Source organism: Kitasatospora sp. NPDC097643 (assembly GCF_040302625.1).
GTDB lineage: Bacteria > Actinomycetota > Actinomycetes > Streptomycetales > Streptomycetaceae > Kitasatospora.
In genome coordinates this window covers 21,118-42,547 of sequence record NZ_JBEOSA010000077.1, presented here as the reverse complement: position 1 = coordinate 42,547, position 21,430 = coordinate 21,118, and the positions used below count along the sequence as shown (strand labels likewise).

At 74.0% G+C, this 21,430-nt stretch carries 21 protein-coding genes; 14 read left to right on the top strand and 7 right to left on the bottom strand.

Features of this window, described 5'->3' with window-relative positions:
- Positions 1 to 1,171, bottom strand: a 1,171-nt coding sequence (gene dnaK / locus ABTY15_RS34235) for a molecular chaperone DnaK (protein ID WP_350604516.1), incomplete at its 3' end; no start/stop codon positions are given.
- 323 nt (positions 1,172 to 1,494) lie between these two features.
- Here dnaK and ABTY15_RS34230 point away from each other — a divergent pair.
- Together ABTY15_RS34230 and ABTY15_RS34225 are read left to right on the top strand one after the other, a co-directional pair.
- Positions 1,495 to 1,740: a DUF6296 family protein gene (locus ABTY15_RS34230; RefSeq protein WP_350604513.1), complete on the top strand. Its 246-nt coding sequence runs from the start codon at positions 1,495 to 1,497 to the stop codon at positions 1,738 to 1,740.
- Between the two features lie 147 nt (positions 1,741 to 1,887).
- Positions 1,888 to 2,922: a LacI family DNA-binding transcriptional regulator gene (locus tag ABTY15_RS34225; RefSeq protein ID WP_350604511.1), complete on the top strand. Its 1,035-nt coding sequence runs from the start codon at positions 1,888 to 1,890 to the stop codon at positions 2,920 to 2,922.
- A gap of 10 nt (positions 2,923 to 2,932) precedes the next feature.
- Here the strand turns inward: ABTY15_RS34225 and ABTY15_RS34220 are convergent, their stop codons facing one another.
- Both ABTY15_RS34220 and ABTY15_RS34215 read right to left on the bottom strand, forming a co-directional pair.
- Entirely contained in the window at positions 2,933 to 3,469 is a 537-nt protein-coding gene (locus ABTY15_RS34220) for an ATP-binding protein (RefSeq protein ID WP_350604508.1), read from the bottom strand.
- Positions 3,470 to 3,565: 96 nt separating this feature from the next.
- Entirely contained in the window at positions 3,566 to 4,573 is a 1,008-nt protein-coding gene (locus tag ABTY15_RS34215) for a LysR family transcriptional regulator (RefSeq protein WP_350604507.1), read from the bottom strand.
- Between the two features lie 98 nt (positions 4,574 to 4,671).
- Between ABTY15_RS34215 and ABTY15_RS34210 the strand changes: the two genes are divergently transcribed.
- Genes ABTY15_RS34210 through ABTY15_RS34180 form a run of 7 tightly spaced genes read left to right on the top strand, consistent with a single transcriptional unit; the run spans position 4,672 to position 12,705 of the window.
- Positions 4,672 to 6,357, top strand: coding sequence for an ABC transporter substrate-binding protein (locus ABTY15_RS34210; RefSeq protein ID WP_350604506.1), 1,686 nt, complete (start codon positions 4,672 to 4,674; stop codon positions 6,355 to 6,357).
- Positions 6,354 to 7,373, top strand: a complete 1,020-nt coding sequence (locus tag ABTY15_RS34205; protein WP_350604505.1) for an ABC transporter permease — start codon at positions 6,354 to 6,356, stop codon at positions 7,371 to 7,373. The genes ABTY15_RS34210 and ABTY15_RS34205 overlap by 4 nt, the downstream gene beginning before the upstream one ends.
- Entirely contained in the window at positions 7,370 to 8,362 is a 993-nt protein-coding gene (locus ABTY15_RS34200; protein WP_350604503.1) for an ABC transporter permease, read from the top strand. The genes ABTY15_RS34205 and ABTY15_RS34200 overlap by 4 nt, the downstream gene beginning before the upstream one ends.
- A complete protein-coding gene (locus tag ABTY15_RS34195; RefSeq protein WP_502893656.1) occupies positions 8,359 to 9,174 on the top strand; it encodes an ABC transporter ATP-binding protein in 816 nt (271 codons plus the stop codon). Before ABTY15_RS34200 ends, ABTY15_RS34195 begins: the two co-directional genes overlap by 4 nt.
- Positions 9,171 to 10,166, top strand: coding sequence for an ABC transporter ATP-binding protein (locus ABTY15_RS34190; protein WP_350604501.1), 996 nt, complete (start codon positions 9,171 to 9,173; stop codon positions 10,164 to 10,166). Before ABTY15_RS34195 ends, ABTY15_RS34190 begins: the two co-directional genes overlap by 4 nt.
- Positions 10,166 to 11,446 carry an alpha/beta fold hydrolase gene (locus ABTY15_RS34185; protein ID WP_350604523.1) on the top strand — a complete coding sequence of 427 codons (1,281 nt, stop codon included), beginning with the start codon at positions 10,166 to 10,168 and terminating at the stop codon, positions 11,444 to 11,446. The genes ABTY15_RS34190 and ABTY15_RS34185 overlap by 1 nt, the downstream gene beginning before the upstream one ends.
- 26 nt (positions 11,447 to 11,472) lie before the next feature.
- On the top strand, positions 11,473 to 12,705 hold the full coding sequence (locus ABTY15_RS34180; RefSeq protein ID WP_350604500.1) for a M6 family metalloprotease domain-containing protein: 1,233 nt from the start codon (positions 11,473 to 11,475) through the stop codon (positions 12,703 to 12,705).
- 189 nt (positions 12,706 to 12,894) lie between these two features.
- On the opposite strand, the gene ABTY15_RS34175 is transcribed toward ABTY15_RS34180, so the two are convergent.
- Positions 12,895 to 13,353, bottom strand: a complete 459-nt coding sequence (locus tag ABTY15_RS34175) for a DUF5709 domain-containing protein (RefSeq protein ID WP_350604498.1) — start codon at positions 13,351 to 13,353, stop codon at positions 12,895 to 12,897.
- 301 nt (positions 13,354 to 13,654) lie between these two features.
- On the opposite strand from ABTY15_RS34175, the gene ABTY15_RS34170 reads away from it, so the two are divergent.
- Positions 13,655 to 14,884: an alpha/beta hydrolase family protein gene (locus tag ABTY15_RS34170; RefSeq protein ID WP_350604496.1), complete on the top strand. Its 1,230-nt coding sequence runs from the start codon at positions 13,655 to 13,657 to the stop codon at positions 14,882 to 14,884.
- 21 nt (positions 14,885 to 14,905) lie between these two features.
- On the opposite strand, the gene ABTY15_RS34165 is transcribed toward ABTY15_RS34170, so the two are convergent.
- The gene (locus ABTY15_RS34165; protein WP_350604495.1) at positions 14,906 to 15,934 is read right to left on the bottom strand and encodes an alpha/beta fold hydrolase; all 1,029 of its coding nucleotides are present in this window, start codon (positions 15,932 to 15,934) and stop codon (positions 14,906 to 14,908) included.
- A gap of 411 nt (positions 15,935 to 16,345) precedes the next feature.
- On the opposite strand from ABTY15_RS34165, the gene ABTY15_RS34160 reads away from it, so the two are divergent.
- Positions 16,346 to 16,735 (top strand): ATP-binding protein, encoded by a 390-nt coding sequence (locus ABTY15_RS34160; RefSeq protein WP_350604493.1) that lies wholly within the window; start codon positions 16,346 to 16,348, stop codon positions 16,733 to 16,735.
- A gap of 13 nt (positions 16,736 to 16,748) precedes the next feature.
- A complete protein-coding gene (locus ABTY15_RS34155; RefSeq protein WP_350604492.1) occupies positions 16,749 to 17,090 on the top strand; it encodes an STAS domain-containing protein in 342 nt (113 codons plus the stop codon).
- 81 nt (positions 17,091 to 17,171) lie between these two features.
- Here ABTY15_RS34155 and ABTY15_RS34150 read toward each other — a convergent pair whose 3' ends face one another.
- Positions 17,172 to 18,317 (bottom strand): AI-2E family transporter, encoded by a 1,146-nt coding sequence (locus ABTY15_RS34150; RefSeq protein WP_502893657.1) that lies wholly within the window; start codon positions 18,315 to 18,317, stop codon positions 17,172 to 17,174.
- 371 nt (positions 18,318 to 18,688) lie between these two features.
- Positions 18,689 to 19,606 carry a Rieske (2Fe-2S) protein gene (locus ABTY15_RS34145; protein WP_350604490.1) on the bottom strand — a complete coding sequence of 306 codons (918 nt, stop codon included), beginning with the start codon at positions 19,604 to 19,606 and terminating at the stop codon, positions 18,689 to 18,691.
- 160 nt (positions 19,607 to 19,766) lie between these two features.
- On the opposite strand from ABTY15_RS34145, the gene ABTY15_RS34140 reads away from it, so the two are divergent.
- On the top strand, positions 19,767 to 20,417 hold the full coding sequence (locus ABTY15_RS34140; protein WP_350604488.1) for a GNAT family N-acetyltransferase: 651 nt from the start codon (positions 19,767 to 19,769) through the stop codon (positions 20,415 to 20,417).
- Positions 20,418 to 20,627: 210 nt separating this feature from the next.
- On the top strand, positions 20,628 to 21,422 hold the full coding sequence (locus tag ABTY15_RS34135; protein ID WP_350604485.1) for a metal-dependent hydrolase: 795 nt from the start codon (positions 20,628 to 20,630) through the stop codon (positions 21,420 to 21,422).
- Positions 21,423 to 21,430: the final 8 nt, after the last annotated feature.

The window sequence follows — 21,430 nt, the reverse complement described above, 5'->3', positions numbered from 1 at the left end:
TGCGCTCGATCAGCTTGGTCATGATGCCGCCCTTGGTCTCGATGCCGAGGGACAGCGGGGTGACGTCGAGCAGCAGGACGTCCTTGACCTCGCCCCGGAGCACGCCGGCCTGGAGCGAGGCACCGATGGCGACGACCTCGTCCGGGTTGACGCCCTTGTGCGGGTCCTTGCCGGTGAGCTCGCGGACCAGCTCCGTCACCGCCGGCATCCGGGTGGAGCCGCCGACCAGGACGACGTGGTCGATGGCGGAGACCTCGATCTTCGCGTCCCGCACCGCCTGGTGGAACGGGCCCTCGCAGCGCTCCAGCAGGTCGGCGGTGAGCTGTTGGAACTGGGCCCGGGTGAGCTTCTCGTCCAGGTGCAGCGGGCCCTCGGCGGAGGCGCTGACGTACGGCAGGTTGATCGTCGTCTCGCTGGCGGCGGACAGCTCGATCTTCGCCTTCTCCGCGGCCTCGCGCAGGCGTTGCAGCGCCATCTTGTCCTGGCCGAGGTCCACCCCGTAGCCGGCCTTGAACCGCTTGATCAGGTGCTCCACGATGCGCTGGTCCCAGTCGTCGCCGCCGAGGTGGGTGTCGCCCGAGGTCGACCGCACCTCCACCACGCCCTCTCCGATGTCCAGCAGGGACACGTCGAAGGTGCCGCCGCCGAGGTCGAAGACCAGCACCGTCTGCTCGGCCTCCTTGTCCAGCCCGTAGGCCAGGGCGGCGGAGGTCGGCTCGTTGACGATCCGCAGCACCTTGAGACCGGCGATCTCGCCCGCCTCCTTGGTGGCGGTCCGCTGGGAGTCGTTGAAGTACGCGGGGACGGTGATGACGGCGTCCGTCACGGTCTCGCCCAGGTAGGCCTCGGCGTCCCGCTTCAGCTTCTGCAGGATCCGGGACGAGATCTCCTGTGCGGTGAACCGCTTCCCCTCGACCTCCCCCCGCTCGGGGAACCGCCAGTCCGGCTCGCCGATGTGCCGTTTCACCGAGCGGGCGGTGCGGTCCACGTTGGTGACCGCCTGCCGCTTGGCCACCTCGCCGACCAGCACCTCGCCGCCCTTGGCGAACGCCACCACCGACGGCGTCGTCCGCGCCCCCTCGGTGTTGACGACCACCGTCGGTTCACCGCCCTCCAGGACGGAGACCACCGAGTTCGTCGTTCCCAGGTCGATGCCCACCGCGCGTGTCATCGCGGGCCTCCTCTCCAGCCCGGGCTGCGGAGCGCCGTCACCGGCCGCTCACGGGCCGGGCCGCGCCCCCGGTTCCTACCCGGCCGCTACCCGGTGAGCGGCCCGGCAACCGCCCGCGGCGGAACGGGCGGTGGGGTACCCGGGTTGGCCTACCCGAGTGGGGCACCGAAGGCCGCCGACGGCGTTTCCGCCCCGGCTCCGGGGGAAGCCGCCGGTTGTCGGGGCCGAGCTCGCCCCGGGCCCATCGGAGGCTTGTGTACAAGCGCCCGGGCCGGGAGGAGAATCGGCCGCACGGGGAGGGATTGACAACGAGGAGGCTGGCTATGAGGAGCCTCAACCGCCGCTACGCGGTGACCCTGCCCGGGCCGATCGGCGCGCACCGCCCTCCGCAGGTGGTCGTGGTCCGCGTCACCGAGGTCGTCGGACCAGGCGGGAGCCTGGTCTGGGAGAACGCCGAGGGCGATCTGCAAGTGGAGATCACCGGCGAGGTGGCCACCGTCCTGGCCGCCCCCGCGAGCGGCCCGCAGCACCCGTGCCTCTACGCGGTGCCGCTGCCGCCGCGACCGTGACGCCGCCACCGGGCGGACGGCGGCCCCGGCCCGCACGGGCCGGGGCCGTTCCCTGTCCGGCAGCGCCGAGCTGACTCGTGTCACCATCGGTGCCACCATGGGGAGTGAGCGCGCTGTCACGGTCACGGTTCGGCGGGAGGTGGTGCCATGTCATCGGAGTCGTCGGAGTCCCCCGATCCTGCGCAGCAGGGCCCCGCGCATCAGGTGACCAGCGCCGACGTGGCCCGCGCCGCGAAGGTGTCGCGCACGACGGTCTCCCTGGTGCTCAACGACACGCCGTCCGCGCGGATCAGCGAACGGACGCGCGAGCGGGTGCGCGCGGCGGCCGAACAGCTCGGGTACGTCCCGCACGCGGCGGCCCGCTCGTTGCGGGCCGGGCAGAGCGACCTGGTCCTGCTGCCGTTCGCGGTGGCCGCGATCGGCGGGCTGGCCGCCGAGTGGGTCGACCGCTTCGAGAGCGCGGTCGGCGAGCTCGGCTACACGGTCGTGCTGCACGGCGACCGGGTGCCGGAGCCGCTGGCGGCCGCCCGGGCCTGGGCGCGGCTGCGCCCGGCGGCCGTGGTGGCGTCGGACGACCCCAGGCTGACCGCCGATGCCGCGCGGGTGCTGCACCGGGCCGGGGTACGCGCGGTGATCGCCTCGGCGCCCGCGCCGGTCGAGGGCGTCTACACGCTCATCGTGGACCACGCCGAGCTCGGGGAGGCCGCCGTCCGCCACCTTCTGGAGCGGGGCTGCCGGACGATCGGCGTGGTGATGCCGACCGAGCGCGGCCTGGCCACGTTCGCCGAGCCGCGCCTGGCCGGCGCCCGGCGCGCGGCCGCGGCGTACGGGGCGGAGATCGTCCAGCTGCCGATGCGCTGCTCCGAGGAGGCGGCGGCCGCGCTGGCGGTGCTCTGCCGGGAGCTGGGGCTGGACGCGGTGTTCGGCTGCAACGACGAGTACGCGGCGCTGCTCTGTGCGGCCCTGGGCGACCTGGGCGTGGCGGTGCCCGGGCAGATCGCCGTCGCGGGGGCGGACGACCTGCTGCTCGGCCGGGTGGTCCGGCCGAGGCTGACCACCGTCCGCTTCCACCCGCCGGCCCCCGGCGTGCTGGCCGAGACCCTGCACGCGCTGGTGACGACGGGCGCTGCGGAGCCGCTGCCGCCGGTGCGGTTCGAGGTGGTGGTGCGGGAGTCGTCCTGAGCGTCCGTGCTCAGACGGGCACGCGGATCCGGAGGGTCTTGCCGACCCGCCCGGGCAGGACGTCCAGCCGGCCGTCGGCGGCGGTCACCGCGGTGTGGACGATCCACAGCCCGCGGCCGCCCTCCGCCTCGGCGTCGTCGAGCGCGTGGGTGCCGCCCCGGGGCGGGAGCGGTGGGCAGTGCGGGTGGCTGTCGCTGACCTCCAGCTGGAGGCGGCCGCGGCCGAGGCCGAGCGTGACCCCGATCTGCGCGGTCACGCCCGCGGCGTGGGTCACCGCGTTGGTGACCAGTTCGCTGGCGGCCAGCAGGAGGGTGTCCGCGAGCTCGGCGGCGATGCGCCAGGTCGGCAGCACCTCGGCGAGCAGGCGACGGACCTCGGGGACGGCGGCCGCGGCCGGGTCGAGCGTCCACCAGACCAGCCGGTAGACCTCGGCGCACCGCGGGCCGGGGTGCTGGTCGGTCGGGGGCGAGGCCGGGGGCGAGGCCGGGGAAGCGGGCGAGGGAGAGGGGCGGGGCGGGGGAGTGGCGAGGAGAGGGACGACGCACAAGGTCGGGCTCCCGGTGGGGCGTGGAGGGATCCGGACAGAACGTGCAAATCAGGCGATGACACGTGTCACCCAGGGTCCATCGCTCACCGGCCGGAGTCAAGGCTCGATCGTGCGCACCTCCCCGCGCTGCTCCCCGAGCCCGTCCCCGTCCCCGCGCCGCCCCCCGCCTGCGCGCAGCCACCGCTGGTACGCGGGGCTGCGCCCGGCCGCGGCCCGGTGGGCCGTACGGGCGTGCTCGACCAGCGCCGCCCCCAGGGCCGCCAGCCGACCCGCCTGGTGCCAGGCGACCAGGTGCCGGTACCAGAGCGGGTCGCCGGCGATGGGCCGTACGGCGATGCCCGGGACCTCCTCGAACGTGGCCTGGCACAGGCTGACCGCGTGCCCGTCGCGGACCAGTTCCAGCAGCAGCCGCCCCTCCGCCTCGTGGACGGTCCGCATCCGGTGGCCGGTCGCGTGGAAGGTGGTGGACCAGTACTCGCGGACCCGGTCGTCGTCGGGGCGCGGTGAGACCCAGTCCTCGTCCTCCAGGTCGTCCAGCCGGACCTCCGCCCGGGCGGCGAGCCGGTGCCCGGCCGGCAGGGCGACGAACACCGGCTCGGTGACGACCGGTCGCAGCACCACGCCCGGGCGCGCGGGCAGCTCGTAGCCGGGGCAGTCGCCAACCACCGCGGCGTCGAGCCGCCCGTGGGTGAGGTCGTCGACCAGGGGGACGGATGAGCCCTGGGCACGGGAGACGATCCGCGCCTCCGGGTGATGGGCGCGCAGCGCGGTGATCAGCCCGCCGAGCAGCGGGGCGTTGACGGAGCCGAGCCGGAAGCGGGGCGTCGGGCTGCCGGCGTGGGCGGCCAGGGCGGAGGTGCTCAGCAGCTCGTCGACGGTGGGCAGGACGGCGCGGGCGCGGGTGAGCACGGTCTCGCCGAAGGCGGTCGGGACGGCGCCGGTGCGCCCGCGCTCGAACAACGGGCCGCCCAACAGGCTCTCGATCCTGCGGAGTTGGGCGCTGAGGCCGGGTTGGGTGAGTCGGAGCGAGGCGGCGGCCCGGGTCAGGCTGCCGGTTTCGGCGATGGCGCAGATCATCCGGAGGTGCCGTATCTCGAGCTCCATAACCGGATGTTATGAGCAGCTGAGAGCTCCCGGAAGGGGTCGGTGCCGCCCAATCTTGTCCCACATGTGAAATGTCATATCGCATAGAAGGGGGACGAATGAGGACCCGAAGAGCCGCCTGCGCGCTGGTCGCGACCCTCGGTCTGCTGTCGGCGGCGGCCTGCGGCGGGCCGGACAGCGGCCGCTCCACCGCGGACGCCACCCCGGCCGCGGGCGGCACCCTGCACGTCCTGTCCAGCATCGACCTGGAGCACCTGGACCCGGCCCGCGCCTACGTCACCTCCACCCAGGACGTCGGCCGGCTGATCTACCGGACGCTCACCACCTTCGCGCCCGCCCCCGGCCCGGCCGGCGGGCAGATCGTCCCGGACCTGGCCACCGATACCGGCCGCCCCTCCGACGGCGCGCGGACCTGGACCTTCACCCTCAAGGACGGCGTGAAGTTCGAGGACGGACGCCCCGTCACCAGCAAGGACGTCAAGTACGGCGTCGAGCGCACCTTCGCCGCCGAACTGCCCGAGGGCCCGCCGTACGCCCGGCTCTGGCTGGCGGGCGGTGAGGCGTACAAGGGGCCGTACCAGGACAAGGCCGGGCTCGCGTCGATCGAGACCCCGGACGAGCGGACGGTGGTCTTCCGGCTCAATCGCCCGGTGGCCGACTTCGGCTCCGCGGTGTCCCTGCCGATGTTCGCCCCGGTGCCGCAGGACAAGGACACCGGCGTGGGCTACGACAACCGCCCGTTCTCCTCCGGCCCGTACCGGATCGACGCCTTCGAGCCCAGGAAGCAGCTCACCCTGGTGCGCAACCCCCACTGGGACCGGGCCACCGACACCGTCCGCAAGGGGCTGCCGGACAAGGTCGTCATCGACCTCAACCTGGACCCGGCGGTGGTCGACCAGCGGCTGATCGCCGGTCAGGGCGAGGACGCGGACGCCGTCGCGCTCGAGCCGATCGGACCGGCCTCGGTCGGGCGGGTGGTGAACGACCCGCAGCTCAAGAAGCGCCTGGTCACCGGAGAGTCCATCAACACCCGCTTCCTCAGCCTGAACACCCGGCACCGGCCGCTGGACGACGTCCGGGTGCGGCAGGCCGTCGCGTACGCGCTCGACAAGGACGCCCTGCGCACCACCCGCGGCGGTCCGATCGCGGGCGACCTCGCCACCACCCTGCTGCCGCCGACCCTGCCCGGTGCCGCCCCCGAGGACCCGTACCCGAGCAAGGACGGCAAGGGCGACCCGGACAGGGCCAGGGCCCTGCTCGCCGAGGCCGGTCACGCCACCGGCCTGGAGCTCACCCTGGACACCCCGGCCACCGCCGGCGGCAAGGCCCAGGGGGAGGCCGTGCAGGCCTCGCTCGCCCGGGCCGGTATCACCGTGAAGATCAACGAGATCAGCTCCTCCGCCTTCTACAGCACCGTCGGCAGCCCGGCCCGACAGCACGACCTGGTGATCGACGGCTGGACCCCGGACTGGCCGGGCGCCTCCACCTACCTGCCGATCCTGTTCGACGGCCGGCTGATCACCCCCGAGGGCAACAACAACCGCGCCCAGTACGACTCTCCCGAGGTCGACGCGCGGCTGGACGAGACCGCCGCCGTGAGCGACCCGGCCGCCGCGCAGCAGGCCTACGGCGAGCTCGCCAAACGCATCATGCGCGACGCCCCGGTCGTGCCGTTCCTCTGGGACCGGGCCGCCGTCCTGGTCGGGCCGAACGTGGCCGGCGCGTACGGGCACACCGCCTTCGTCGGCCGGCTGGACCTCGTCTCGCTGGGGCTGCGGAAGTGAGCGCCACGGCGCGCCGACCCCGGACCACCGGCGCCCGGAGCGACCCGAGCGGCCGGAGCGAAACGAGCGGCCCGGGCGACCCGAGCGCCCGGAGGGGCCCGAGCGGCCGGAGCGAAACGAGCGGCCCGGGCGCGCGGAGCCTGCTGCGCGCCCTGGCGGCCCGGCGCGCCGCCGCCCTGGCGCTGGCCGCCATCGCCCTGCTGGTGCTCACCGCACTCGCCGCCCCGCTGATCACCTGGCTGACCGGCAGCTCCCCGACCGCCTTCCACGGCGAGGCGGTGGACCCGGCCCTCGGCGGTCTGCCGCGCGGGGCGGCGGGCGGGATGAGCGCCGAGCACTGGCTGGGCGTGGAGCCGGTCAACGGCCGGGACGTGCTCGCCCGGGTGGTGTACGGGGCGCGGGTCTCGCTGCTGATCGCCGTCCTGGCCACCGCGGTGTCGGTGCTTCTCGGCACCGCGCTCGGCCTGCTCGCCGGCTTCGTCGGCGGCTGGACCGACACCGTCATCGGCCGGCTGATGGACCTGCTGATGTCCTTCCCCAGCCTGATCTTCATGATCGCCCTGATCTCGGCCGCGCCCGGGGCCGACCGCCGGCTGCTCCTGGTCGTCGTGCTCGGCTTCTTCGGCTGGCCGTACGTCGGGCGGATCGTGCGCGGGCAGGCCATGGTGCTGGCCCGCGGCGAGTTCGTGGCGGCGGCCCGGTTGCTCGGCGCGTCCCGGCGGACGTTGCTGCTGCGCGAGGTCCTGCCCAACCTGACCGGGCCGGTGCTGGTGGTGGCGACGATGTCGATCCCGGCCTGCATCGCCACCGAGGCCGGACTGTCCTTCCTCGGCGTCGGCGTCCAGCCGCCGACGCCCTCCTGGGGGCAGATGATCGCCACCGCCGTGCCCTGGTACGCCGCCGACCCGGCCTACTTCCTCGTCCCCGGCGTCCTCCTGTTCGTCACCGTGCTCGCCTTCAACGTGCTGGGCGACGCCGTGCGCGACGCGCTCGACCCCCGGAGCAAACCGCGATGATCCTCTACCTGCTGCGAAGACTGGCCGTCACCGCGCTCATCCTGCTGGTGATCTGCGCCGCCACTTTCGCGATCTTCTACCTGATGCCCGCCGACCCCGCCCAGGGCGCCTGCGGCAAGGCCTGCACCCCGGAACGGCTGGCCGGCATCCGCGCCACCCTCGGACTGGACCGCTCCCCGTTCGCCCAGTTCGGGGACTACCTGGGCGGTGTGCTCACCGGCCGCACCTACGGCACCGGCGCCCAGGCCGTCCAGTGCCCGTTCCCCTGCCTGGGCTTCAGCTTCCAGACGAACCGGCCGGTCTGGGGGATGCTCACCAGCCGACTGCCGGTCAGTCTGTCCATCGCCGTCGGCGCGGCCGTGCTCTGGCTGGCCGTCGGCGTGGCGGCGGGCGTGGTGTCCGCGCTGCGGCGCGGCAGCCTCTGGGACCGCGCCGCGATGACGGCCGCCCTCGGCGGGGTCTCGCTGCCGGTCTACTTCACCGCGCTGGTGCTCCAGTACCTCCTGGTGGTCAAGCTCAACCTGCTGCCCTACCCCACCGCCGTCCCCCTCACCGAGGACCCGGTCGGCTGGGCGCAGTCGATGGTGATGCCCTGGATCACCCTGGCCATGCTCTACGCCGGCGTGTACGCCCGGGTCACCCGCGGCGAACTGCTGGAGAGCCTCGGCCGGAACTACGTCCGCACCGCGCGCGCCAAGGGCCTGGCCGAGGTCACCGTGGTACGCCGGCACGCGTTGCGGCCCGCTCTGATGCCGATCGTGACGATCTTCGGGATGGACCTCGGTGCCCTGCTCGGCGGCGCGCTCATCACCGAGTCGGTCTTCGGCCTGCCCGGTGTCGGCAAGCTCGCCGCGGACGCGATCGCGGGCGCCGACCAGCCGGTGATCCTCGGCGTGACGCTGTTCGCCGCCGGCTTCGTGGTGCTCGCCAACCTGGTGGTCGACCTCGTCTACGCCGTCCTCGACCCGAGAGTGAGGGCCGTCGGATGACCTTGCTTTCCGTACGCGGTCTCACCGTCGACTTCGGCGCCCCCGCCCCCGCTGTCTCCGGGCTCGACCTCGACCTGGCCGCCGGACAGGTGCTCGGCGTGGTCGGTGAGTCCGGCAGCGGCAAGTCCGTCACCAGCCTCGCGGTGCTCGGGCTGCTGCCCCGCGAGGCCCGGGTCGGCGGCGAAATCCACTTCGACGGGCGCGAGTTGACCGCCCTGGACCAGCGCTCGCTGCGCCGCCTGCGCGGCAACCGGATCGCCATGGTCTTCCAGGACCCGCTGTCCTGCCTCAACCCCTACTACCCGGTGGCCTTCCAGATCGCCGAGGCCTACCGGGCCCACCACCGGGCCGGCCGGAAGGCGGCCCACCGGATCGCCGTGCGGATGCTGGAACGGGTCGGCATCCCCGAGCCCGAACGGCGCGCCCGCTGCTACCCGCACGAGTTCTCCGGCGGGATGCGGCAGCGGGTGATGATCGCGATGGCACTGTGCCTGGAGCCCGACCTGCTGATCGCGGACGAGCCGACCACCGCGCTCGACGTCACCGTCCAGGCCCAGATCCTCGACCTGCTGCGCGAGCTGCGCCGGCAGGCCGGCACCGCGATCATGCTGATCACCCACGACATGGGCGTGGTCGCCGGACTCGCCGACCGGGTCGTCGTGATGCGCGACGGCCGGGCGGTCGAACGCGGCACCGTCCACGACGTCTTCCACCGCCCGCAGGAGGCCTACACCCGGGGCCTGCTCGCCTGCGTGCCACGCATCGACGGGCCGCTGCCCCACCGGCTGCCCACCCTGGAGGCGGGTTCATGACCGCGCTGCTCGAAACCCGCGACCTGGTGAAGCGCTTCCCGGTCCGGCACGGCCTCACCCGGCGCCTGGCCGGACACGTCACCGCCGTCGACGGCGTCTCGCTCCGGGTCGACCCGGGCGAAACCCTCGGCCTGGTGGGCGAGTCCGGTTGCGGCAAGTCCACGGTGGCCCGCCTGCTCACCCGGCTGGAGCGGCCGACCTCCGGCACCGTCCACTTCGCCGGGCAGGACCTCACGGACCTCGACGAGACCCGGCTGCGCCCGGTCCGCCGCGACCTCCAGATGGTCTTCCAGGACCCGTTCTCCTCGCTCAACCCCCGCCAGACCGTCCGCCGGCTGCTCGCCTCGCCCTTCGCCTACCAGGGGCTGGCCCCCGACGAACCGGTGGAGCGGCTGCTGGAACGGGTCGGGCTGAAAGCCGAACACGCCGACCGCCACCCGCACGAGTTCTCCGGCGGCCAGGCCCAACGCCTCGGCATCGCCCGGGCGTTGGCCCTGCGACCGAAGCTGGTGGTGTGCGACGAGCCGGTCTCCGCCCTCGACGTCTCGGTGCAGGCCCAGATCCTCAACCTGCTCAAGGACCTCCAGGACGAGTACGGCCTCGCCTACCTCTTCATCGCCCACGACCTCGGCGCCGTCCGGCAGATCAGCACCCGGATCGCCGTCATGTACCTCGGCGCCGTCGTCGAGACCACCGACCGCGACACCCTCTTCACCGCACCTGCTCACCCTTACACCCGCGCCCTGCTGTCCGCGGTGCCGCTGCCCGACCCGGACGCCGAACGCGGCCGCGCGAGGATCGTGCTCGGCGGCGACCTGCCCAGCCCGCTCGACCCGCCCAGCGGCTGCCGCTTCCGCACCCGCTGCCCCGGGGCGGCCGACCGCTGCGCCGCCGAACGGCCCGCCCTGCGGGCGATCGCCCCCGGGCACGAGGTCGCCTGCCACTTCCCGCACCTTCCGTACCAGGACCGCCGCGCGGAGGGAGCCGCGTGATCCGCACCAGCTACCGCCTGCCCGGACTCGCGGTGACCGACCACGAGTTCACCGTCCCGCTCGACCACGCCCGGCCCGCCGGCGCCACCATCCAGCTCTTCGCCCGGGAACTCGCCGACCCGGCCCGCGCCGACCGGGCCCAACTGCCCTGGCTGCTCTACCTCCAGGGCGGACCGGGCGGGAAGTCACCGCGCCCGCTGAACACCGGCGGCTGGCTCGGCCACGCCCTGAAGACCCACCGGGTGCTGCTGCTCGATCAGCGCGGCACCGGCCGCTCCACCCCCGTCACCGCCCGCGCGGCGGCCCGCCTCGGCCCGGCCCGCCGACTGGCCGACCACCTGGCCCTGCACCGGGCCGACTCGATCGTCGCCGACGCCGAACTGATCCGCCGTCAACTCTGCGGTGTCGAACCATGGGAGACGCTCGGCCAGAGCTACGGCGGCTTCGTCACCCTCAGCTACCTCTCCTTCGCCCCCGAGGGGCTGCGCGCCTGCTACGTCACGGGCGGCCTGCCCGGCCTCGACGCCACCGCGGACGAGGTCTACGCCGCCACCTACCCCCGGGTGCACGAGCGGGTCACCGCCCACTACCACCGCCACCCCGGCGACCGGGCGCTGCTGCGCCGCCTCGCGGACCTGCTCGACCGCCACCCGGTGCACCTCCCGGACGGCGACCGACTCACCGTACGGCGGCTGCGCACCCTCGGCCTGATGCTCGGCATGGGCGACGGCTCCGCCCGCCTGCACTGGCTGCTCGACGAGGCCCTCGGCGCCGACGGCGCACCCACCGCCACCTTCCTCCAGCAGGTCGTGCAGCTCACCTCGTTCACCGACAACCCGCTCTTCGCCGTCCTCCAGGAGTCCATCTACGGCCACGCCGGCAGCGCCACCGGCTGGGCCGCCGAACGCGCCCTCGCGGCCCACCCCGCGTTCGCCGAGGACGCCGACCCGCTGCTGCTGACCGGCGAGATGATCTACCCCTGGATGTTCCGGGAGATCACCGGCCTGCGCCCGTTCGCCGAGGCCGCCGAGCTGCTCGCCGCCCGCGCCGACTGGCCCGCCCTGTACGACCCGGCCCGGCTCGCCGCCAACCAGGTCCCGGTGGCCGCCGCCGTCTACCACGACGACATGTACGTGGACGCCGGCCTCTCGCTGCGCACCGCCCGCGCGGTGGGCGGCCTGCGGGCCTGGGTCACCAACGAGTGGGAGCACGACGGAGTCACCGCCTCCGGCGGGCGGGTCCTCGCCCGGCTGATGGACCTGGCCGCCGGCCGGTCCTGACCATCCCCCCCGAAAGGAGAAACCCGTTGAACCCCCACACCCTGAACCCCCGCACCCTGAACCCCCGCACCCTGAACCCCCGCCTCCTCGCCGGCGCGACCGCCCTGGCCCTCCCGTTGCTGCTCGCCGGCCCGGTCCCGGCCTCCGTCGCCGAGCCGTCGTCCGCCTCCGCGTCTGCCTCGGCCTCCGCCTGCGCGCTGCCCGGCCGGACCGGCTGGACCGACGAGGGCCACACCACCGACACCACCCAGTTCCAGCAGCCGCTGGGCACCAAGCACGTCCTGATGCTCTTCGTCGACTTCCCCGACGCCCCCGGCACCGGCGACCTCGCCGACTACTACGACCAGCTCGCCCCGGCCGCCGACTGGATGCGGCAGGACTCCTACGGGCGCACCCGCCTCGACATCACCCCGCTCGACCGCTGGCTCCACCTGCCGCAGGACTCCGGCTCCTACGGCTTCCAGCGCGGCATCAGCTTCGAACAGCACGAGGCGTACGTCCGGCAGGCCGTCGAGGCCGCCGGCCCGGACGTCGACTTCTCCCGGTACGACCTGCTCTACATCGTCCCGACCAGGAACGCCTCCGCCATCAGCTTCTCGCCCACCTACCTGTACGACCCGGCCGCCACCGGCATCGTGGCGGGCGGCACCCGGATCAAGTGGGCGGTCACCTTCGGCCAGGACATGTACCGCTGGGGCCCCAAGGTGGCCGACCACGAGACCTCGCACACCTTCGGCCTGCCCGACCTCTACGCCTTCGACGGCCCGGACACCCACCGCCACGTGGGCGGCTGGGACGTGATGGGCCTCATCTCGGGCCCGGCGCCGCAGCACCTCGGGTGGGAGCGCTGGAAGCTGGGCTGGATCGACGACCGTCAGGTCGCCTGTCTGCCCACCACCGGCAGCCGCACCGTCCGGCTGGACGCGATCGAACGCCCCGGCGGCACCAAGATCGCGGTGATCCGCACCGGCGAGACCACCGCGTACGTCGCCGAGTCCCGCCGCGCCGTCGGCGGCGACGCGTCCGCGTGCTCGACCGGTGTGCTGATCTACCGCGTCGACACCTCCGTCCAGACCGGCTACGGCCCGGTCCGGGTCGTCAACGGCAACCCCACTGCCACCGCACCCGAGGGCTGCCGGCCGCTCGACCTGGCGGCGTACCGGCCCGGCCAGTCCTTCACCGACCCCGACACCGGCGTCCGGATCGACATCCGCCAGCGGGGCCCGCTGACCGACACCATCACGGTCAGCCGCCGGTAGCCGCCCGGCGGATCCTGCCGAATCAGGACCCGCCACCCCGTGAACTCGCGCCGGTGGCCGCAGGGTTGACCCCCGCGGTCGCCCCGGCTGGGCGGCCACCGGCGCGAACCCGACCCGCCCGCCGCCGACGCCCGCGGCGCCCCGGCCGGTCGGCTCGCGTCCGGCCGCGCGGGCCGGACGCCGTCACCCTCACTCGATGAGCGCCTCGGGGTCGTCGGTGGTGTGCATGGCCGCCTCCTCCGCCGACGCGGCGCCGCCGGAGATGCCGACGTCCTCGGCGAACACGCCGCTGCGCGTCCCGGAGGACGCGGTCAGCCGGCCCGTGCGGGTCTCGCCCGCCTCGGTGTCGATCGGCTCCCCGTCGGTGCCCCAGGTGTCGCCGATCCCGTCCCCCTCGGGCTCGGCGACCTCCGGCAGCTCCTCGGCCAGGCGCTGCGCGAGGCTCTGCCGGGTCCGCTGCTCCGCCGCGGTGACCCCGTGGCGTTGCACGGCGAGCGGGCGCTCCGGGGGTGCGTAGCCCTCGTCGAGCGCCGAGTCGAGACCGCGGTCCTCCAGGGTGTCCTCCGGTTCCAGAGGCCCGATGTCGTCCTGGACCTCCGATCCATCGGGTTGGTACACCTGGTCGCCCATCAATGCTTCGTCCGACATGCATTTCTCCTTTGCCGACCCCGGTGCCACCGCCGACTCGCAGACGACGCGGGCCGGCCCGACCGGCCGAGATCATCACCTCCAGGGTTCCACGCAACGGCCCGCTCCGCCGGGCGGCGGCGCCGAACGCCGGAGCCGGGCCGCCGGGCCGGGTCAGCCCGTGGATGTACACCCGTGGGCCGACCCGGGCCGCGAGTCATCCGGTGGTGGGATGCGGCCCGGATCCGCCGGGTGACAGCGTTCCGTCCAGGCGCCGCACACGGGCGGCGACCGGCTCAGGCCGGAGACCCAGGGAGGGCCCATGACACCGAGCACCCCGTTCACCAGGCGTGACGCGATGACGCGCCGCCGGTTACTGGGCACCGCGCTGGCGGCCGGGGCCGTCCTCCCGCTCGGCCTCGCCCGCCCGGCACGGGCCACCCCGGCCGCGGACACCCCGTCGGCCCCGCCACGGCTCACCCTGCCCGGGCCGACCGGTCCGCACCCGGTGGGCACCGTGCCGCTGCGCCTGGTCGACGCCTCCCGCCCGGATCCCGTGGCGGGCCCGGGACACCAGCGCGAGCTGATGGTCGGCGTCTGGTACCCGGCCCGGGACGTCCCGCCGGACGGCGACCGGTACCCCCTGGTGCCGTGGATGCCCGCCGACCTCGCGCGGGTCTTCCTCACCGCCACCGGGTTCGGCGCCGACACCGCGGCGGCCCCGCTCACGGCCGGCCACGAGGGTGCCCCGGTGCGGCGGACGGGCCGGCGGCTGCCCGTCCTGGTGTACTCGCACGGCGCGCACAGCCACCGCGGCGACCACACGATCATGGTCCAGGAGCTCGCCAGCCACGGCTACGTGGTGATCACCGTGGACCACACCCAGGACGCGTTCAGCCGGTTCCCCGACGGCCGGATCATCACCCCGCTCCGGGACCCGCAGTACGGGCTGACGCCGGTGGACTTCGCCGCGGACATCCGCTTCGTGCTCGACCGCATCGAGGACCTCGCCGCCGGGCGCAACCCCGACGCCGACCGGCGGCCGCTGCCGGACGGCCTCTGCGGCGCCCTCGACCCGGACCGCATCGGCGCGTTCGGCTGGTCCAAGGGCGGGACGGCCACCGCCCACGCCATGATCGCGGACCGGCGGATCCGGGCCGGGCTGAGCCTCGACGCCCCGATGGAGCCGCTGATCACCACCGACCTGGACCGGCCGTTCATGATGATGACCGCCGAGTTCACCCGGGCCCAGGCGCCCGCCGTCGCCCAGTTCTGGTCGCACCTGCGGGGCTGGCGACTCGACGTCCAGGCCGCCGGCGCGGTCCACGTCTCGTACGGCGACCACCAGGCCCTGCTCCCGCAGCTGGCGACGCTGACCGGCATGAGCGACGAGGACCTCCGCGGCTGGATCGGCACCCTCGACCCGGCCCGCGCGGTGCGCATCCAGCAGGCGTACCCGCCGGCCTTCTTCGACCTGCACCTGCGCCACCGCGGGGGCCACCTGCTCGACGGCCCGTCCCGCGCCTTCCCCGAGGTCGCGTTCCTGCCGTGAACCGTCGGATGACCGACCCCGTCAGCGCCGCGCCGGGGCCGGTGCCTCGTTCGCCTGCGGCAGGGCGCCGCCGAACGGACCGCGCTGGTGGACGGGGTGGCGCGCCGGTCCGGCGCCGCCGTCCGCCTCCGGGGTGCGGACGCGTTCGACGTGCTTGAGGTAGTCGAGCCCGTCCAGGGCTTCCCCGGCCAGGAAGCGCGTCGTCAAGTCGGCCATCTCCACCGGGCGTTCGAGCAGGAGCATGTGGTCGGCGCCGGCCACGACGGCGAAGTGGCCGTCCAGGCAGGTCCCGGCCAGCTGGCGGCAGCGCTCCGGCGGGGTGAAGGTGTCGTGCTCACCGGTCACGGCCAGCGTCGGCGCGGCCGGCGGCTGGGTGAGGTCCAGCGTGTCGTGGGCGAGCAGGCGCTCGGTGTTGGTGAGGGCCTGCTCGCGTTCCGTCGCGGAGAGGCCGCTCAGCCGCCGGCGCAGGAAGCGCCGGACCCGGGCGCCCGTGACCACCTGGTCCTGCTGCTCCCCGTTCATCAGGATGGCGAGGGTCTCCTCGGTGAACTCCTCCGCCCGGCCGGCCCGCAGGTGGTCGAGCGCGCTGCGGATGCCGGCCCGGGCGTGGACGGGGATCGAGGTCATCGTTCCGCAGAGCACCATCCGGCCGACCCGCTCCGGGTGGGTCTGGGCGATGCGGTACGCGAGTGCGGTGCCGTAGGACCCGCCGGCGATGTTGACCCGGTCGATGCCGATCTCCGAGAGCATGTGGCAGATCGCGTCCGCGAGCAGGTCGGCCCCGTGGTGCGGCGGCAGCACGCTGCCGGCGCCCCAGCCGGGCGGATCGACGGTGACCACGTCCATCCGCCGCAGGGCCTCCCGTTCGAGCCGGCCCCAGCTCTCCTTGCTCTGGAAGGCACCCCCGATCACCAGCAGCGGCGGCAGCTCCGGGGCGGTGGTGCGCACCAGCCGGGACTCGCAGTGGTACCCCCTCCAGGTGTGGGCCCGCACCTTCGGCGGCAGCGGCAGCGAGCCCGGCGCAGCGGGCCGGGTGTCCATGAGCGCCATGCACATACCTCCTGTGACGAGGTTCCAGCCGACAGCGGCGGGTGACGGCCCGCGGGTCCCTGCCCGGCCGGGCCGGCCCCCGCGGTGCCGTGACGTCGTCCTGCCATCGCCGTCCGCCGGCGATCGAACCCTGACGGAACCGGGTGTCGGGCACACCGGAAGCTAGTGATCACGGGCTGGCCGCCGTGTCACCGCCACTCACTCCGGGTCAGCTTCGCCCGGAAACTCACACGACCGGGTGACCGGGCCGTCTCCGTGCCGCAGACCGTGAACTGAACATCCGCACGACCCCCTTCATTCGATCGAGTGAAGGGGGTCGTGCCATCCGCGGGATCTTCACGTCACCGCCATACGCTCGCCGAGGTCGTTGACGGTGTACGGATGCGTGGGGGTCAAGTCGTGCCGGAGGCAGTGGAGTTACCGTCCGAGGTGGCGAGCGTGGCGGCCGCCGAGGCGTGGGTGGCGGAGGTGTGCGAGGCCTGCGGGCTGGGCGAGGGCGAGCAGTACCGGCTCGGGCTCGCCGTGCACGAGGCCGTTGTCAATGCCGTCCTCCACGGCAACCGGCAGGACCCGGCCAAGCGCGTCCGGCTGAGCTGGGAGCGACGGGCCGGCCGGCTGTACGTGACGGTCGGCGACGAGGGCGAGGGCTTCACGCCCCCGGAGCCGTCCGACGGGCCCAGCCTGAAGCCCTCCGGCCGCGGCCTGGTCATGATCGACCGGCTCACCGACGGCTACCAGATCGTGCGCCGCGACGACCCGCCGGGGACCGATCTGGCCCTGGTGCTCAAGCTGATCAAGTGAGGACTGATACCGCATGGCGAAGATCGACACCCGCTACGACGGGGAAGTGACCATCCTCGACATCACCGGCCGGCTCACCATCGGCGACGGCGACGTCGTCCTGCGCGAGAACGTGCGCCGCGCACTCTCGGACGGCTCTAAGAACATCGTGCTCAACCTGGAGCAGGTCACCTCCGTCGACAGCAGCGGAATCGGCGAGATGGTCGCCTCCTACACCGCCACCAGCCAGCAGGGCGGCAAGCTCAAGCTGCTCAAGCCTTCGATGAAGACGCGCGACCTGCTGACGATCACCCGGCTGATCACGATCTTCGAGGTCTTCGACACGGAGGCCGAGGCCGTCGAAAGCTACTCCTGATCCACACCGGCCCACGCACCACCCACGTCGAGGGGCGGCCCGTCCGGGCCGCCCCTCGACGGTCGGGTCCGTTCGGGTTCGTCAGCCGGAATCCTCCGGTGCCGGGCCGTGGTCGCGCAGTTCGGTGATCACGGCCCAGGCCACGGACACCACCGGCACGGCGACGACCGCGCCCAGGACGCCGGCCAGGACGGCGCCGCCGGTCACCGACAGGGCCACCGCCACCGGGTGGATCCGCACCGACCAACCCAGCACCAGCGGGTGCAGCAGATGCCCCTCGATCTGGCCGATGACCACGATCAGCCCGAGTACGAGCAGGGCGACCACCGGGCCACGGGCGGCCAGGGCGACCAGCGAGGCGATCGCCAGCGCGATCGGCGAGCCGATCAGCGGGACGAGCGCGGCGACGAACTCCAGCACCATCAGTGGCAGGACCAGCGGCACCCGCAGTACGGCCAGCGCGATGCCCACCAGGACGGCGTTGGTCGCTGCCACGATCAGCACACCGCGGGTGTAGCCCGCGAAGGTGTGCCATGCGGCGCGGCCGGCGCGGCTCCAGACGGGCCTGGCCCGGGCGGGCAGCTGGCGCCGCGCCCAGTGCCACATCCGGTCACCGGAGTGCAGGAAGAACACCGAGCAGAACACGGCCAGCGCCAGCGCGGTGAGCAGTTCCACGGCCCGGCTCGCGCCGCTGAGCGCGGTGCTGAGCAGCGCGGAGCGGTGGGCGGCGACGAACTCGCCGATCTTCGCCCGCAGGTCGGTGGCGGTGCCGGGCCGCAGGTGGAAGGGGCTGCCGGTGAGCCAGTGGTCGATCCGGCCGAGGCCGCCGCGCAGTTCCGTGCCGAGTCGGCTCCACTCGTCGGCCACCGTCGTCCCGACCAGCGCCAGGATCCCGCCGACGAGCGCGATGGCGCAGAGGAGGGCGATCAGGACGGCGAGCGAGCGCGGCAGCGCCCGGTCGAGCAGGTCGACGAAGGGCCGCAGGACCGAGGTGATGACCAGCGCCACGAACACGGCGACGACCGGCAGTTGGAGCCGGTCCAGGACCGCGACCACCAGGTAGGCGGCCACGCCGAGCAGGACCAGCCGCCAGGTGTACCCGGCGGCGGTCCGCAGCCCCGGCGGAACCCGGTCCGTGCCTGCGCCGGGGCGGGCCCGGGGCGGCGTCACCCTGGGCCGACGGCTGCCGAGCGGCCGGTGCCGTCGGCCCGGTCCGGTGCCGTTCACGCGCACGCGACGCCTCCCCGGCGTCGGCCGGGGCTACGACGGGCGGGCCTCACGGCTGCCCGGGATGCGGCTCCGGGGGCGGTGCCGGATCGGGGTCCGGAAACGGCACCGGAGTCGGGAACGGCGGAATCGGTGGCGGCACCGGATCGGGGCCCTCGCCGGGGCGTGGCGCCGGATTCGGGTGGGGGAACGGTTCGGTGTCCGGGTCCGGGGGTGTCGGAATCGTCATGGTGGCACCTTCGTCGGAGGTGATGGGCCGGTCATGGGTCGGTCGTGGCCTGATCGCGTGTACCCGGAAATGAGCAGGAACCATCCCGAACACGTCCTGAATATCGCATTTCGCGGAAAGCGGCCCCCGGTGGTCCTCGCCGTCAGCCCGCTTCGGGCAGTCGTACCTCCAGGTGCCCCGAGAGCACCCGGGTCTCGAACACCGGCTGCGGCGCGGTGGCCGGGCCGTGGGTCACCTCGCCGTCCCGCAGCCGGTACTCGCTGCCGTGCCAGGGGCAGCGCAGGCAGCCGTCCACCACGGTGCCCTCGGAGAGCGGACCGGACAGGTGGGCGCAGCGCTCGGCGAGCACGTGGCAGCGCTCGCCGGTGCGGACCACGACCACGGACAGTTCGCCGGCCGTCCTGCGGACGGGCTGCCCGGGCGGGAAGTCGTCGACCGGGCCGAGCCCCACCCAGTCCGTCGGGGCCAGCCGTGGCACGGCAGCGGCCCGGTCCGGTCCGGCGGCCAGCCGGTAGGTCAGATGCCCGCCGAGCGCGGCGCCGGCCGACACGGCGGTCAGCCCGGCCAGGCCGAGCAGCCGGCCCCCGGCTCGGCGCCCGCGGCTACGGGCCAGCAGCGAGCCGGCGTACAGCAGCACACCGGTGGTGTTGGCGAGCGCGTGCACCAGGCCGGTGCGCTTCCGGGGCGGGTCGAGCCGGGCCCAGTCCACCCAGCCCGCGAGCGCGGCGGGCCCGGCGGTCAGCAGACCGGCCGCCACGAGGGTGTCGGCAGACCGCTCACCGCCCGGGGCGAAGTCGAGCAGGCCTGCCGAGGTCCAGCAACCGAGCGGCAGTTGGACCAGCGCCGGGTGGAGCGGGTGGCCGAGCCACACGCCGTGCAGGGCGTCGCGGTACGGCCCGAGCGGGAGGGCTTCCACCGCGTCGCTCAGCGGTTCGGCCGGGGTGTCGAGGAACTGCCAGTGCGCCGGTGCGTCCAGCAGACCGCGCAGGCGTCGGGACCACGGGCGGGTGTGCAGAGCCGAGGTGTGCAGGGCCGAGGTGTGCAGAGCAGAAGTGTTCATACCGGGCGGCTTGCCGGGTTCCGCGCCGCCAAACCCGGGTCGGCGGTGTGTGTGCGACGGGGTCGGGTGGACGCCCACCACGGTCGACGTTGATCGGACGTCTACTCACGGCTGATCTACTGCACGCGCTGACCCCTTCGAGACCTCTGGAGGACCAACAGTGGGCAAGCGAGCAGTGGTCGACGTGGCGTCCGTCGATGCCTGGATCGGCATGGATCGCACGTCCGTACATCCGCCCGCGACGTTGCCGGTCCTGGAGACCGGCAACGTCCGACTGCGGGACCACCGAGCCGATGACCTGGCGGCCATGCGCCTGGTCTGGGGCGATGCCGCCGGGATGCGCCACCTCTCGACCGGCGTCATGGACGACACCCGGATCCGGCGCAGGCTCGACGAGGCGGTGGCGACCGCCGCGGAGGTGCCGCGCCGGCACTACCAGCTGGCCGCCTGCCTCCAGGGCGACGACCGCCCCGTCGGCGGCATCCGCCTGGACGTCGAGGACGACACCACCGGGTACTCCGGTGTCTTCACCATGGCCCGGCACCTCCGCGGCTCCGGGTGCGCCCCCGACATCGGCTGGCTGATGCTCAAGCTCGCCTTCGCCGAACTCGGCCTCACCCGGGTGTGGAGCATGGCGTCCCTGGAGAACACCGACGCGATCCGCGCGATCACCCGCTTCGGCTTCGCCCCCACCGGTGAGACCGAGCGCTACTTCTCCGAGGCCGACACCACCATGCGCCTGGTGACCATGGAGATCACCGCGGACACCTGGCGCACCATGCCCGTCCCGCCCGGCCCCGGCCCGGCCTGACCCCGGTCCGTTCGGGTCCGCACCCTGGGATCGGATCCGAACGGGGGTGGGCCGGGACCCACACCCGCCCCGCGCCGCTCACCGACCGGCACCGGCCGGCTGACCAGCGGTGCTGCCGGTGCACCTGGTCGGATGATGATCATCGCTGGATATGCTGCCTTCCCGTCAGGTGCCGTCCGGCCCTGATCCGAGCAGGAGGGCGGGATCGTCATGATGGGACCGGCGCACGCGCTGTCGGGTGCGGCGGCGTGGCTGGGGGTCGGTGCGGTCGCGGCCGGCATGGGGGAGCCGATGCCGTGGCCGGTGCTGGTGGCAGGTGCCCTGATCTGTGCGGGCGCGGCGCTCGCCCCGGATCTGGACCACAAGGCGGCGACGATATCGCGGGCCTTCGGGCCGGTGTCGCGCTGGATGTGCGAGGTGATCGACAAGCTCTCGTACGCCGTCTACAAGTCGACGCGCGGCAAGGGCGACGCACGTCGCTCCGGCGGGCACCGGACGCTGACCCACACCTGGCTGTGGGCGGTGATGTGCGGGGCACTGGCCGCGGGCATCGCGGTGTACGGCGGGCGCTGGGGCGTGCTGGCGGTGCTGTTCGTGCACATGGTGCTGGCCATCGAGGGGCTGCTGTGGCGGCACGCCCGGGTCTCCAGCGACGTGCTGGTCTGGCTGCTGGGAGCGACCAGCGCCTGGATGCTGGCGGACGTCCTCGACCGGCCGGGCAACGGCTCGCAGTGGCTGTTCGACCAGCCGGGACAGTCCTACCTGTGGATCGGGCTGCCGATCGCCCTGGGTGCGCTGGTGCACTGCGTCGGCGACGCGCTGACCGTCTCGGGTTGCCCGATCCTGTGGCCGATCCCGATCGGCCGCAAGCGCTGGTACCCGATCGGCCCGCCGAAGGCGATGCGCTTCCGGGCCGGCAGCTGGGTCGAGATCAAGGTGCTGACGCCGGTCTTCATGGCCCTGGGCGCGGTCGGCGCCCTGCTGGGCCTGGGGCTGGTCGGCTGAGCGCGGGA